General features: G+C 68.4%; 13 protein-coding genes. 8 read left to right on the forward strand and 5 right to left on the reverse strand.

Annotation, left to right across the window (positions count from 1 at the left end):
- The first annotated feature begins 4 nt into the window (after positions 1-4).
- Positions 5-451 (forward strand): hypothetical protein, encoded by a 447-nt coding sequence (locus tag ACFY10_RS38340; protein WP_390669927.1) that lies wholly within the window; start codon positions 5-7, stop codon positions 449-451.
- Here the strand turns inward: ACFY10_RS38340 and ACFY10_RS38345 are convergent.
- The gene (locus ACFY10_RS38345) at positions 448-1482 is read right to left on the reverse strand and encodes a chitinase (RefSeq protein ID WP_390669928.1); all 1035 of its coding nucleotides are present in this window, start codon (positions 1480-1482) and stop codon (positions 448-450) included. The two genes, ACFY10_RS38340 and ACFY10_RS38345, sit on opposite strands and share 4 nt — an antisense overlap.
- A gap of 304 nt (positions 1483-1786) precedes the next feature.
- Between ACFY10_RS38345 and ACFY10_RS38350 the strand changes: the two genes are divergently transcribed.
- From ACFY10_RS38350 to ACFY10_RS38365, 4 genes are read left to right on the forward strand one after another with little or no spacing between them, the layout of a single operon-like run.
- Complete coding sequence (locus tag ACFY10_RS38350) at positions 1787-2197, forward strand: hypothetical protein (RefSeq protein WP_390669930.1); 411 nt, start codon at positions 1787-1789, stop codon at positions 2195-2197.
- A 19-nt stretch (positions 2198-2216) separates the two neighbouring features.
- Positions 2217-4535, forward strand: coding sequence for a bifunctional polysaccharide deacetylase/glycosyltransferase family 2 protein (locus tag ACFY10_RS38355; RefSeq protein ID WP_390669931.1), 2319 nt, complete (start codon positions 2217-2219; stop codon positions 4533-4535).
- Between the two features lies 1 nt (position 4536).
- Positions 4537-5775, forward strand: coding sequence for an acyltransferase (locus ACFY10_RS38360; RefSeq protein ID WP_390669932.1), 1239 nt, complete (start codon positions 4537-4539; stop codon positions 5773-5775).
- A 36-nt stretch (positions 5776-5811) separates the two neighbouring features.
- Positions 5812-6507: a demethylmenaquinone methyltransferase gene (locus ACFY10_RS38365; RefSeq protein WP_390669933.1), complete on the forward strand. Its 696-nt coding sequence runs from the start codon at positions 5812-5814 to the stop codon at positions 6505-6507.
- Positions 6508-6544: 37 nt separating this feature from the next.
- Here ACFY10_RS38365 and ACFY10_RS38370 read toward each other — a convergent pair whose 3' ends face one another.
- Positions 6545-6859 (reverse strand): PASTA domain-containing protein, encoded by a 315-nt coding sequence (locus tag ACFY10_RS38370; RefSeq protein WP_390669934.1) that lies wholly within the window; start codon positions 6857-6859, stop codon positions 6545-6547.
- Positions 6860-6969: 110 nt separating this feature from the next.
- Complete coding sequence (locus ACFY10_RS38375; protein ID WP_390669935.1) at positions 6970-7494, reverse strand: GNAT family N-acetyltransferase; 525 nt, start codon at positions 7492-7494, stop codon at positions 6970-6972.
- 99 nt (positions 7495-7593) lie between these two features.
- Between ACFY10_RS38375 and ACFY10_RS38380 the strand changes: the two genes are divergently transcribed.
- Complete coding sequence (locus ACFY10_RS38380; RefSeq protein ID WP_390669936.1) at positions 7594-8910, forward strand: geranylgeranyl reductase family protein; 1317 nt, start codon at positions 7594-7596, stop codon at positions 8908-8910.
- A 25-nt stretch (positions 8911-8935) separates the two neighbouring features.
- Here ACFY10_RS38380 and def read toward each other — a convergent pair whose 3' ends face one another.
- Positions 8936-9562: a peptide deformylase gene (def, locus tag ACFY10_RS38385; protein WP_390669937.1), complete on the reverse strand. Its 627-nt coding sequence runs from the start codon at positions 9560-9562 to the stop codon at positions 8936-8938.
- 90 nt (positions 9563-9652) lie between these two features.
- On the opposite strand from def, the gene ACFY10_RS38390 reads away from it, so the two are divergent.
- On the forward strand, positions 9653-11467 hold the full coding sequence (locus ACFY10_RS38390) for an FAD-dependent oxidoreductase (protein ID WP_390669938.1): 1815 nt from the start codon (positions 9653-9655) through the stop codon (positions 11465-11467).
- Positions 11468-11573: 106 nt separating this feature from the next.
- On the opposite strand, the gene ACFY10_RS38395 is transcribed toward ACFY10_RS38390, so the two are convergent.
- Positions 11574-12368, reverse strand: a complete 795-nt coding sequence (locus tag ACFY10_RS38395) for a C40 family peptidase (RefSeq protein ID WP_390669939.1) — start codon at positions 12366-12368, stop codon at positions 11574-11576.
- Between the two features lie 767 nt (positions 12369-13135).
- On the opposite strand from ACFY10_RS38395, the gene ACFY10_RS38400 reads away from it, so the two are divergent.
- Complete coding sequence (locus ACFY10_RS38400) at positions 13136-13495, forward strand: NADH-quinone oxidoreductase subunit A (RefSeq protein WP_003992243.1); 360 nt, start codon at positions 13136-13138, stop codon at positions 13493-13495.
- Positions 13496-13503: the final 8 nt, after the last annotated feature.

Raw genomic sequence — 13503 nt, forward strand, 5'->3', positions numbered from 1 at the left:
AGCTGTGCTGACGATTCACGCGGCGCACGAGGTCCGGTACGGCTGGGACTCCGAGCCCGTCAAGGACGGCGCCGTGGCGGTCGAGGGGAGCCGGATCGCCGCGGTGGGAACGCTGGCGGAGGTGCGGGAGCGGTTTCCGGACGCCCGGGTGCGGCGCTGGCCCGGGGTGCTCGGGCCCGGCCGCGTCCATGAAGGCCCGCTCCCGGACGCCCCCTCCCCGCGCGAACGCATCCACGCCGTACTGAAGTCGGGTGCGGTGGCCGTCCTGGCGGAGCATGCCGACTCACCCGAACTCCGCGCGGCGGCCGACCGCAACGGCGTGGTGGTCCTCCCGGGTGCCCGGCCGACGACGATCAGCGAGACGGGCCGTGCGGACCTCGCCGTATTCGACGAGACCGGCGCATGCATCGCGACGGTCTGCGCGGGCCGGCTCGTGCACCGGCGCCGTTAGCCCGCGAACGCCTTCGCGAACGCTCCCGAACTCTGTTTCACCCCACTGCAGTTGGTCGCCGCGTCATCCTGTGCCGACTCTCCGTCCTCACACTGCTGATCCCGGAACGTCGACCACATCGACACCCAGGCGATCTCCTTCTGCTCCGCAAAAGCCCGCACCTGCGCCGCGTCGGCGAGCGTGAACGTCTCGTTGTCGATGTCGTTCACGCCGATCATCGAGGTGAGCGCCATGCCCTGCCAGGCGCCCGCGTCGGACAGGCCGAACACCTTCTTCAGCTGGGTGTGGGCGGCCTTGGCCGAGGTGAGGGCGTAGTCGCCCATGTCGCCGGTGTACGACTCGCCGTAGTTCATGGTCATCAGGTTGACCGTGGAGACCTGGACGTCGTACTTGTTCGCGGATTCGAGCAGCGCCAGGCTGTCGGAGTCCAGGCCGGACGGCATGACCGGGAGGGTGAAGGAGACCTCGAGATCGCTGCGCTCCTTCTGCAGCAGGGCTATCGCCTCGGAGCGCAGGGCGACCGAGTCGGAGTCGGTCAGTTCGTCGCCCTCGATGTCGAAGTCGGCCTGGGTGGAGCCGGCCGCGTCCAGCGCCTTGGCGTAGGCGGCGGCCAGTTTCGAGGCGCTGTCGCAGGTCGCCGCGAGCTCCTTGCCGGAGGCACCGCCGAAGGAGACGCGGACGGTGGCGCCGTCCTCCTTGAGCTGCGAAATCCGGGACTTCACGGTCGAGTTGGCCAGGGCGTACTCGTCGTTCCACGTCGGTGTGCAGTCGCTGCCGTCGGAGATCACGAAGGCCAGGTTGTACGTCGACGGGGAGCCGCTGGAGTCGTTGTCGGAGGCCTCCGTTGCGCTCACGTACGGGGCGTACGAAGTGGACGAAGAAGCGGAGGGCGACGCGGTGGTGCCTGCGCTGCTCCGTTTCCCCGGTTTCGGCGCCGCGTCCGACGTGCTGCCGGAGCCCGCGGAACAGCCCGCCGTGGCCAGGGCAAACAGACAAGTGAACCCGGCCAGCGGCTTCCGGAAACTCGGCATTCGCATGCACCTGCTCTCGTGATTTCTGTCTCAGGCGTGAAACAAAGTCTTATTCGAAATGAAAACGTCTCACACGGAGTCCGTGTTCATGAAAGCGGCTGATGCACAGGAAATGCATGGGATAGATCGCATGAAACGGTTTTTTCGGACCAGGTAAATGGGACATTCGATGCGTTCTTCCCCGCGGTGAGCTGCGCAGGGATTCGCGGGATTCCACAGGTGAGAGACAGGTTAAGGCGTTTCTCATATGTGCCTCACAAGATGGCTCGTCCCGGTCACATAAAGACTCCCTAATGTCTGGGGAATGCATTCCGAGCCTGCCATCGAAAACCGCGCGACCGCTGGTGGTCGCCGCCGCAAACGCGGCAACGGGTCCGCCGAGGGGCCCGTGTTCGTTGACAACTCCGGGCGCCGTTCCAAGCTGCTGCGCCGGATCGGCCTCCTCGCCGGTGTCCTGTGTCTGGGGTACGCCGTGATCCTGGGCCTGGCCTTCATGGGCATCGGCACCGCGACTCCGTCCTCGCTGCTGCCCTTCGCGGGCCGCGGCCCGGCCGGCGCCCGCAACTCCGGCCCCGGCGGCGCCGAGCCGCAGGGCGGCATCGGCACCCCGCCCGTGAAGCCCAGCGGTACGCCGCCCACGGGCACCGCCACCGGCGAGCCGCCCAGCTCCGCCCCGTCCGCGTCCGCCTCCGCGTCCACCAGCGCGGCCAACTGACCGGAACGCAGCCACACTTATGACGACAACCACCACCCGCGGCCGCCGCCGCGCACCCAGCCGTATGCAGCGGGCGGCGGGGAAGGCCGCGGCGCTGCAGAAACCGCGAGTCATCCTCGCCCTGCTGTTCCTGCTCGGGCTGACCAGCGTCATGCTGCTCGACGGCTATCTGCGCGCCGAGGTCGGCGGCGACCAGCGCGTACGCACCGGGGCCAGTTCCAGCAAGGTCCCCGACAAGATCCTGAACGGCGGGCCGATCCTCACCTTCCGGGGCGGTCGGGCCACGACGATCTCGGTGCCGAAGAAGACCATCGCCCTGACTTTCGACGACGGCCCAAATCCCACGTACACGCCCGAAGTTCTCAAGATTCTCCAGGAGAACGACATCCCGGCCACGTTCTTCCTGGTCGGCTCGATGGTCTCGCGCTACCCGGGCATCGTGAAGGACATGGTCGAGCAGGGCAACGAGGTGGGCATCCACACCTTCACCCACGTCGACCTCTCCTACCAGAGCGACGCCCGCGTCGACCGTGAGATGGAGCAGACCCAGCTCGCGCTCGCGGGCGCGGCCGGCATCACGACCACGTTGTTCCGGGCGCCGTACTCCTCGGAGACGGACGCCATCGACAACTACAGCTGGCCCGTCTACAAGAAGCTCGGCCAGGACGGCTACACCAGCGTCTTCGTCGACACCGACAGCGACGACTGGAAGAAGCCGGGCGTCTCGAAGATCGTCAACTGGGCCACGCCCAAGGGGACTTCGGGTGCGTCGGTCCTGATGCACGACGCGGGCGGCGACCGTGAGCAGACGATCAAGGCGTTGCCCGAGTACATCAAGAAGATGAAGGCGAAGGGCTATACCTTCACCACCATCAGCGGCGTCATCGAGAAACAGAACACAAGCAACCGTCAGACGACGGGTCAGCAGACCGGTTCCCCCGCGGGGACCGGTGCCGCGGGTGCCACGGGAGAGCAGCCCGCCGGTGTCACGGGCGGCCGGGACGTACAGGGCGGTGCGAGTTCCGCCCGGCTCCAGGCCGCACACCGCACGGCCACCGGCGCGACCCTTTACGAGGGCAAGGCGCTCATCGTGGCCGTAGCCGTCGCCGAGTACGCGCTTCCGGTGCTCTCGGTCGGGCTGATGGTCGTGGGCGTGGCTGTCATGGGCCGCTTCGGGATGATGGTGATCCTCGCCCGCCGCCACTACAGACAGCGCAACAAACGCCGCTTCAGCTGGGGAGCGCCGGTCACCCGGCCGGTGAGTGTGATCGTCCCGGCGTACAACGAGAAGGAGTGCATCGCCAACACCCTCGAGTCGCTCGCCAAGAGCACCCATCCGATCGAGATCATCGTGGTCGACGACGGCTCGACGGACGGCACGTCCGAGATCGCACGCGAGGCGGCCTTCTCGCTCGGCATGACGAACGTCCGGGTGATCCGCCAGGAGAACGCGGGCAAGCCCGCCGCCCTCAACAACGGTGTGCGCAGCGCCAGTTACGACATCGTCGTGATGATGGACGGAGACACCGTCTTCGAGCCCGAGACGGTACGGCACCTCGTGCAGCCCTTCGCGGACCCCGAGGTCGGCGCGGTCGCCGGCAACGCCAAGGTCGGCAACCGCAACACGGTCATCGGTGCCTGGCAGCACATCGAGTACGTGATGGGCTTCAACCTCGACCGGCGCATGTACGACCTGCTGCGCTGCATGCCGACGATCCCGGGCGCGATCGGCGCGTTCCGCCGCGAGGCGGTGCTGCAGGTCGGCGGCATGAGCGAGGACACCCTCGCCGAGGACACCGACATCACCATCGCCATGCACCGCGAGGGCTGGCGGGTCGTCTACCAGGAGCACGCCAAGGCCTGGACGGAGGCGCCGGGTTCCCTCAAGCAGCTGTGGTCGCAGCGCTACCGCTGGTCGTACGGCACCATGCAGGCGCTGTGGAAACACCGCAAGTCCCTTACGGACAAGGGGCCTTCGGGACGCTTCGGCAGGGTGGGCATGCCCCTGGTCGTCATCTTCCAGATCATCACGCCGGTCTTCGCCCCGCTCATCGACGTGTTCACCGTCTACTCGATGATCTTCGTCGACTTCACGGCGGCGCTGCTCGCGTGGCTCGCGGTGCTCGGGGTGCAACTCCTGTGCGCGGCCTACGCCTTCCGCCTCGACCGCGAGAAGTACCGGTACCTCCTGATGATGCCGCTGCAACAGCTGGCCTACCGCCAGATGATGTACCTCGTCCTCATCCACTCCTGCATCACCGCCCTCACCGGCGGCCGCCTGCGCTGGCAGAAGCTCAAGCGCACCGGCGAGGTCGGGACTCCGGCGGGGGTGAGCTGAGATGGGTTCGCACCGAAGGGGAGTGCCGGCTCTTCCCGCTGGTACCGCTGGTACCGCTGTTCCCGCTGTGGGCAATCGTTCCGCAGGGCGATGGGGGTCCCCCCGCTCGAGCGAAGTCGAGAGTGGGGGAGGGTGGGCACAGCCTGCAGCGCCGGGTGCCGCGGACACCGACGTCCAGAGCACCGCCCTGCAGCCGCAACCGAAACCGCCGGGACGCGACCGCTACTTCGACACCCTCCGTGCCGTAGCGCTCATAAGGGTCGTGACGTACCACACCTTCGGCTGGGCCTGGGCAGGCATGGTCTTCCCTTCCATGGGGATCATGTTCGCCCTGGCCGGCACCCTGATGGCGAAGTCACTGGAGCGCCCGGCGCTCAAGGTGATCAAGAGCCGTATGCGCCGGCTGCTGCCCCCGTTCTGGTTCTGGGGCTTCTTCGTGGTCCTCGCGATGCTGATCCACGACTGGATGCCGGGCTGGCAGATCGTCTACTGGATCGTGCCGCTCGGCGACCCGCCGGGCAACGCGTGGGGCGAGCAGGCCTGGGAGATCCTCTGGTACCTGCGCACATACCTGTGGTTCGTGCTGCTGTCCCCGATCCTGCTGAGGGTCTTCCGGCTGGCGCCTGTCGCGGTCCTGTTCCTCTCCCTCGCGCCGATCCTGGTCGTGCACTTCCTGTGGGAGCCCCCGGACAACCGCTTCGGCAGTGCCCTGACGGACCTCGCGACCTTCCTCTTCTGCTGGATCCTCGGCTTCGCCCACCGCGACGGGGTCCTGCAGCGGCTGAAGCCGGCCCTCGTCGTCCTGCTGTCCGTCGCGGCGGTCGGCTACGGCGGCTGGTACGCCTTCACGCACCAGGCGGAGACCGGCTCGTACGACCTCGACGACATCCCGCTCGCCCAGGCCTTCTGGTCGGCCGGGTACGTCATGCTCCTGATGTGGGCGAAGGCATACTTCCGTATCGACTTCGCCTGGCTGACCCGCTTCCGGCGCACCGACCGGATCGTCACGATCTTCAACGCCCGTGCCGTGACGCTCTACCTCTGGCACGAGATCGCGCTGATCCTGGCCGTCCCGCTGATCGACCAGTTCTGGAACGTGCCCGCGTTCGAGAGGTGGCTGCCGCTGGAGAGCCAGTGGTTCATGTTCGGCATCGGCTGGATCCTGATCGCGGTGTTCATCGTGCTGTGCGGCTGGGTGGAGGACGTGGCGGCGAAGAAGAAACCGAAGCTCCTCCCCTGAGCGGGCGGCAGGGGCCGTACTGCAAGAATGGCGAGCGTGACCCGCGCTTCCCTGAACAAGCAGCCGCACGAAGTCGCCTCGATGTTCGACGACGTGGCGGAACGGTACGACCTGACGAACGACGTGCTGTCGCTCGGCCAGGACCGGGTGTGGCGCAAGGAGGTGGCCCGGGCGGTCGACGCCCGGCCCGCGCAGAAGATCCTGGACCTGGCCGCCGGCACGGCGACCTCGTCGCTGCCGTTCGCGCGAACCGGCGCGTACGTCGTCCCCTGCGACTTCTCCCTCGGCATGCTCCAGGTCGGCAAGAAGAAGCACCCCTGGCTGCCGCTGACCGCGGGCGACGCGACGAGGTTGCCGTTCAAGGACGACACCTTCGACGCCGTGACGATCTCCTTCGGGCTGCGCAATGTGCAGGACTTCGACGCGGGCCTGCGCGAGATGTACCGGGTGACCAAGCCCGGCGGCCGGGTCGTGATCTGCGAGTTCTCGCACCCGACCTGGGTGCCCTTCCGCACCGTCTACACCGAGTACCTGATGCGTGCCCTGCCGCCCGTCGCCCGCGCGGTCTCCTCGAACCCCGACGCCTACGTCTACCTGGCCGAGTCCATCCGTGCCTGGCCCGACCAGCCCGCGCTGGCCGAGCGGCTGCAGAAGGCCGGCTGGTCGAAGGTGGCGTGGCGGAACCTGACGGGCGGGGTGGTCGCCCTGCACCGCGGATTCAAGCGGGCCTGAGCCTCTGCACGGGGTCCGAGTCAGCCGCGGTCTCGGGTCACATCGCGCACCGGATCGCCTCGAACTCGTCGCCCGGCTCGTCGATCTCGCGCTGCAGCCCGCCTCCCGACGGCCCGGGGATGCGCGGCTCGCGCACGCCTCCGCCGCCCTCTCCCTCACCGAAGTCGAACCACACGTAGATCACGGAGTCCCGCGGCACCTCGGCATTGGGCTGCGGGTACTGCCGTACGACGTACTCGACCACGGTCTGGTGGAAGTCGGGCCGGTCCGGCGCATTCAGGAAGAGACCGGTAGCCTCGGCCGTCTTGCGCGCGTCCATGGCCATGAGTCCGACAAGCCGCGGTACGCGCACTTCGGGTGTTTTGGGTGTTATTCGCACAGATGTCACCCCCAGCGGTACTGGAAGGGTAACCGCCCGGAGGTGCCGACCGGAAGCGCCAAGTGTCTTTCTGTAGCAGTCAGTTACTCTGTGTGACTGTTCTGGAGGTCGAGCCGGAAACAGAGCGCGTCCTCGTCGAGCCGCGGGTGCGGGAAGGTCTCCGCCGGCTTCATGCCGAGCCGCCGCGTGACTGCGACGGACCGCTCGTTCCCGGGCCTGACCATCGCCACCACGCGCGGCACGCCCGCCGCCCTGAGCCGCTCCAGCGTCATCTGCGCCGCCGCGGTCGCGTACCCCTTGCCCCAGAATTCCCGCCCGAGCCGCCAGCCGATCTCGATCTCACCCTTGGGCCCCCACTCCTGCGGCCACGGCTGGGCTCCGGTGAAGCCGATGACCTGCCCGGACTCGTCGACCATGGTCCACAGGCAGAAGCCCCGCTCGGCGTCGTGCCGGCGCTGGCGCGCGGTGAGCTCCTCGTAGACGGAGAGGGCCGCCGACTTGCCGCCGTGGAACTCCATGACCTCCGGGTCGTCGAAGAGCCGGTGCCAGGCGACCGCGTCCTCGTCGGTGGGGACGCGCAGCCGTACTACGGGGAGAGCTCGGTTCACGAGGGCAGCCCTTCAGCCGGGTGATCAATTCTGCTGAATAGACTGCCTGTGTCCAGTGCCGCTCGGCACAGAGATTTTCGAACTTGGGGAGATCCCGCCGTGACCGTCGTGACCGAGCCCCACTCCGAGCCCTCCCCCGAGCCCTTCTCCGAGAACACCGCCGATGTGATCGTCGTGGGCGCGGGCCCGGCCGGCTCCACGACGGCGTACCACCTCGCCAAGTCCGGCCTCGACGTGCTCCTGCTGGAGAAGACCGAGTTCCCGCGCGAGAAGGTCTGCGGCGACGGCCTGACCCCGCGCGCCACCAAACAGCTCGTGGCGATGGGCATCGACATCTCCGAGGAGGCCGGCTGGCTGCGCAACAAGGGCCTGCGCATCATCGGCGGCGGCGTCCGCCTCCAGCTGGACTGGCCGGATCTCGCCTCCTTCCCGGACTACGGCCTCGTCCGCAAGCGCGACGACTTCGACGAGCAGCTCGCCCGCAACGCCCAGAAGGCGGGCGCCCGGCTCTTCGAGCGCTGCAATGTGAGCGCCCCGATCATCGACGACCGCACGGGCCGCATCACCGGCGTCCACGCCAAGCTCGGCGAGGAGAAGCGCGAAGTCACCTTCCACGCCCCGCTCGTGGTCGCCGCTGACGGCAACTCGACGCGCCTGTCGCTGGCGATGGGCCTGCACCGCCGCGAGGACCGCCCGATGGGCGTCGCGGTCCGCACGTACTTCGAGTCGCCCCGCCACGACGACGACTACCTGGAGTCCTGGCTGGAGCTCTGGGACCGCCGGGGCCCCCAGGACCGTCTGCTCCCCGGCTACGGCTGGATCTTCGGCATGGGCGACGGCACGTCCAACGTCGGCCTGGGCGTCCTGAACACCTCCGACTCCTTCAAGGAGCTGGACTGGCGCGAGGTCCTCAAGGCCTGGTGCGCCTCCATGCCCGAGGACTGGGGCTACACACCTGACAACATGACCGGGCCCATCCGCGGCGCAGCCCTCCCCATGGCCTTCAACCGCCAGCCCCACTACACCAAGGGCCTGCTCCTGGTCGGCGACGCCGGCGGCCTGGTGAACCCCTTCAACGGCGAGGGCATCGCCTACGCCATGGAATCCGGCCAGATCGCCGCCGACGTCATCGTCCAGGCCCACGCCCGCCCGACGCCCGCGAGCCGCGAACTGGCCCTCCAGCGCTACCCGCGCATCCTCAAGGACACCTACGGCGGCTACTACACGCTGGGCCGCGCCTTCGTGAAGCTCATCGGCAACCCGAAGGTCATGAAGATCGCGGCCCAGCGCGGCCTGACCCACCCCATGCTGATGAAGTTCACCCTGAAGCTGCTGGCGAACCTGACGGACCCGACCGGCGGCGACGCGATGGACCGGATCATCAACGGGCTGAGCAAGGTGGCCCCGAAGGCGTGAACCAGCTGTTCAGGGCTTGTGTGAACTAGCTGTTCAGGGCTTCCAGGTTGGCGGCCCGGCGCGCGAACACCTCGTCGCGCCGGTCCGCCACCTGCCTGAGCGCGTCCTTGCGCTCCCGCTTGGAGAGCCGGTCCAGGTAGACGTGCCCGTTCACATGGTCCGTCTCATGTGCCAGGCAGCGCGCGAAGTACCCGGTCCCCTCGATGACGAGCGGCTCGCCGTCCTTGTCCAGCCCCCGCACCACGGCCCGGTCCGGACGCGGTACGTCCATCACGGCGCCCGGCACCGACAGGCACCCCTCGCTCTCGTCGAGCAGCCGGCGTCCGGCGGGGTCGAGGGTGTCGAGGACCGGGTTGACGATGTGCCCGACATGCCGCGCCCCGTCGTCGTCCGGGCAGTCGTACACGAACAGGCGCAAATCGACGCCTACTTGGTTCGCCGCGAGACCGGCTCCCTCGGCGACGTACATGGTCAGGAACATGTCGTCGATGAGCGCGGCGAGGTCCGGCCCGAACTCGGTGACGTCCCTGCAGGGCTTGTGCAGGACCTCCTCACCGACCTCGGTGACGCGCCGCACCTCCCCGCGGCGGGCCTCGGGCGCGAGCCGCGGATACGAGTCGACGGGCCTCCCCTGTACGAACACGCTGGGCATGCCTGTGCCTCCTTGTGATTGTGAGGATGCTGTGGGTGGCGGGAAAACGGGGTTCCGGCCTGCGGAGCCCCTCCCTACCCTCCGGTATTCATGACAACAGAACACGCGCAGCAGCCGCAGGAGAACACCGGCCACACCCGCAGACGCTTCCTCGCCGGCGCCGGGGGAGCGGCCGGCGCCCTCGCCTTATGGCCTGCCGGACGCGCGAACGCAGCCTCCGCCGGCAAGCACGTCGCCGTCCTCGGCGGCGGAGTCTCCGGCCTCAGCGCCGCCCACGAACTCGCCGAACGCGGCTACGCCGTCACCGTCTACGAGTACTACGACGTCCTAGGCGGCAAGGCCCGCTCGATGCCCGTCCCGGGCACGGGAACCGGCGGCCGGGCGCCGCTCCCGGCCGAGCACGGCTTCCGCTTCTTCCCCGGCTTCTACCGGAACCTGCCGGACACGATGCGCCGCATCCCCTTCCCCGGCAACGCGAACGGCGTCCACGGCAACCTGCGGGGCGCCACCGAGGAGCTGTTCGCCCGCAGCTCCGGCCGAGCGGACCTGCACTTCCCCCTGCGCCGCCTCACCACGCCGCCCGCCCCCGGCGACATCACCCCGTCCTGGCTCCGCGACCAGATCCTCTCCGCCCTGGACCTGGGCACCCGCCTCCCCGCCCATGAGGCCGCCTACTTCGCCGACCGTCTCCTCGTCCATCTCACCAGCTGCGACGCCCGCCGCGAGGACCAGTGGGAGAAGACCGCCTGGTGGGACTTCATCCGCGCCGAGGAGATGAGCGAGGAGTACCGGACCCTCCTCGGCATCGGCCAGACCCGCAACCTCGTCGCTACGCGCGCGGAGGTGGCGTCCACCCGCACCGTCGGCCGCATCATCATCGAGGCCCTGATCCTCTGGGGCCTGCTCGGCCGCGGCCTGGACGGCGACGCCGACATCGACCGCGTCCTCAACGCCCCCACCAGCGAGGCGTGGATCGACCCCTGGGAGACCCGTCTGCGCTCCCTGGGCGTCGAGTTCGTGCTCGGGACGCAGGTCCGGGAGGTCGTGTACGAGGGCGGCCGCGTGACCGGCGTACGCGTCGCGGCCCGCGACGGCAGCCAGGAGCGCACCGTCACCGCCGACCACTACGTCTCCGCGATGCCCGTCGAGCACGCGCGCGGGACATGGGGGCAGGCCCTGCGCGCCGCCGACCCGCAGCTCGCCAAGTGCGACGCACTGCGGACGGACTGGATGACAGGCGTGATGTTCTACCTGCGCACGCCCACCCCCGTCGTGCACGGCCACATCAACTGTCTCGACTCACCCTGGTCGGTGACGGGCGTCGGACAGGCCCAGTTCTGGGACGTAAGGGACTTCTCGCGCGACTACGGCGACGGACAGGCCCACGACTGCCTGTCCGCGATCATCTCCGAATGGGACAAGCCCGGCATCCTGTACGGCAAGACGGCCAAGGAGTGCACCAAGGACGAGATCGTCGCCGAGCTGTGGGCCCAACTGAAGGACGGCCTCAACGACTCCGGCAAGACGACCCTCACGGACGACGACCGCCTCGGCTGGTTCATGGACCCGGCGGTGACGGGCCTCGGCGGCCCGAACCCGCAGAATCGCGAGCAGCTCCTCATCCACCCCACGGGCACGCTCTACAACCGCCCCTCGGCCCGCACGAATGTCCCGAACTTCTTCCTCGCCGGTGACTACGTCCACACCGATGTCGACCTGGCGACGATGGAAGGCGCCAACGAGTCCGCGCGACGGGCCGTCAACGCCCTCCTGGATGCAGACAATTCGGACGCGGAGCCGTGTGAGATCTGGGAGCTGTACCGGCCGCCGGAGATGGAGCCCCTGAAGCGGGTCGACGAACTGCGCTACAGGCTCGGCCTGCCCAACACCTTCGACCTGGGATAGGCCCGCCCGGGGGTGGCCCCGGCGGAAAGGACGGAGGGGCCGCTGCCCCCGAGCGGCTGCGGCCCTTCCGTGCGTCCGTGCTGCACGTGTTGTGCTGTGGGGTGCGTCAGAGCACCCGCACCGCGCCGGTCGGCGGGTCGTAGGAGAGCGGCTTCTCGACGACACCGCTCGACGGGTTCTGCGCGCCGACGAACATGCCGTCGCCGACGTACACCGCCACATGGTACGCGCTGCCCGCGCTGCCCCAGTACAGGATGTCGCCCGGCTGCAGGTTGCTCAGCCCGACCTGGGTGCCGGCCGTCGACTGGTCCTGCGAGACCCGCGGCAGGCTGATGCCGATCTGCTTGAAGGCGGTCTGCACCAGGCCCGAGCAGTCGTAAGCGGACGAACCGGTCGCACCGGACACATAGGCCTTGCCGACCTGAGCCTTGACGAAGTTGACGATCGCGGCGGCCGAACCGGTGGCCGTGGACGTCGAGGTGGTGGTCGTGGTGGCGGCAAGGGTGGTCCGCTCCGCGCTGCGGGAAGCGGCCCGCTCCGCGGCGGCCTTGCGAGCGGCCTCGGCCTTCTTCTTGGCCTCGGCCTTCTTCTTCGCCTCCGCGAGGTCCGCCTTGGCCTGCTTCGCGGCCTTTGCGGCGGCCGCGTCACGCTCGGCCTGCAGCTCGTAGTTCGCGGCTGCCTGCTGCGTGGCGTCCGCGGACTGGGCGACCTGAGAGGCCAGATCGGCCGTCAGGGTGGGCAGTTCGAGGGTCTGCGTCGTCTCGGCGGCGCTCGCCGAGGCCGACGCGCCCGCCGCAGCCATGCTGAGGACGCCACCGGCAACTCCGGCACGCACCGCGAGACTCGTCGTCGCGCTGCGGCGGGGCTTCCGGTGGCTGCGTATGTGAGCGGTGTGGGACATGAGAACAACCGGTATCAGGGGCTCCTCCATACCTTCAAGAAACGTGTGGTGCGCCACAGTTGTTCAGCCGGCGCCCCGAATTCCGGGTGTCTCGCTCTTTATTGACGCCGTAACGGACATTGCGGGCGCGGCCCATCAGGCCCTTGATCACGTCCTTTCATGATTACGCCCGAATTGCCCCGCGCCTACCACTGGTTGGGACCGGTGGCCAAGCCCCGTTCTCGGGCGCCTCTCGCGGTGTGGCGGAGGTCACGCAACGGTCACGGCAATGTGCGCGTCTCGCGCGAAGATCACGACCCGATTGCGCTCGGGTCACGACCGGGCCCCGCTCGTGAATGCGTGCACGCGTCCACATCGCACCGCGCGCCTCCCTCCGATGTGTGAACGCGGCCCAATAACAGGACATCTCGTCCAGCGCCAATTTGCATGCAAGGGAAGTCTCTTGATATTGAGACGCCCCTCGCAAACTGCACCGACGAGCGGAAATGTCACCTCTGGTGATCACTCGGACGCTTCACGTACGAAGATCACTGCTCATCCGACTTCATGATCCTTCGTCAGGTGGTGGAGATCACAAAGCTTGTGTAATACCCCGTGTCGCAGATCACAGAGCGGCGGGCATAAGATGCGAGGCAGTTGGGCTTGTGACCTGCTTCACATGTTCTCGATCTTCGCCCGGGACGGGCGGGGTTGGAGCGGCGTATGAGGTTGGTGTGAGTCCGATGCCATCGCCAGCAGTCAGTGCCGACTGAGAGGAGCGAGGAGCGGTGAACGCGTATGCGCCCATCCTCGTACTGGGAGCCCTCGGGGCAGGCTTTGCGATCTTCTCCGTGGTCATGGCCACGCTGATCGGTCCGAAGCGATACAACCGGGCCAAGCTCGAGGCCTACGAGTGCGGGATCGAGCCGACCCCCACGCCGGCCGGCGGCGGGCGCTTCCCCATCAAGTACTACCTGACGGCGATGCTCTTCATCGTCTTCGACATCGAGATCGTCTTCCTCTACCCCTGGGCCGTCACCTTCGACGCCCTGGGGATTTTCGGGCTCGTGGAGATGCTGCTCTTCGTGCTCACCGTCTTCGTCGCGTACGCGTACGTATGGCGGCGCGGCGGCCTGGAATGGGACTGAGGGGCCTT

The sequence above is a fragment of the Streptomyces sp. NPDC001401 genome (genome assembly GCF_042895385.1).
GTDB lineage: Bacteria > Actinomycetota > Actinomycetes > Streptomycetales > Streptomycetaceae > Streptomyces.

Bases quoted from the DNA above. Each gene is read 5' to 3' on its own strand.
- ACFY10_RS38345 (WP_390669928.1), bottom strand. From the start codon at position 1,482: ATGCCGAGTTTCCGGAAGCCGCTGGCCGGGTTCACTTGTCTGTTTGCC.
- ACFY10_RS38350 (WP_390669930.1), top strand. From the start codon at position 1,787: ATGCATTCCGAGCCTGCCATCGAAAACCGCGCGACCGCTGGTGGTCGC.
- ACFY10_RS38355 (WP_390669931.1), top strand. From the start codon at position 2,217: ATGACGACAACCACCACCCGCGGCCGCCGCCGCGCACCCAGCCGTATG.
- ACFY10_RS38360 (WP_390669932.1), top strand. From the start codon at position 4,537: ATGGGTTCGCACCGAAGGGGAGTGCCGGCTCTTCCCGCTGGTACCGCT.
- def (WP_390669937.1), bottom strand. From the start codon at position 9,562: ATGCCCAGCGTGTTCGTACAGGGGAGGCCCGTCGACTCGTATCCGCGG.
- ACFY10_RS38390 (WP_390669938.1), top strand. From the start codon at position 9,653: ATGACAACAGAACACGCGCAGCAGCCGCAGGAGAACACCGGCCACACC.
- ACFY10_RS38395 (WP_390669939.1), bottom strand. From the start codon at position 12,368: ATGTCCCACACCGCTCACATACGCAGCCACCGGAAGCCCCGCCGCAGC.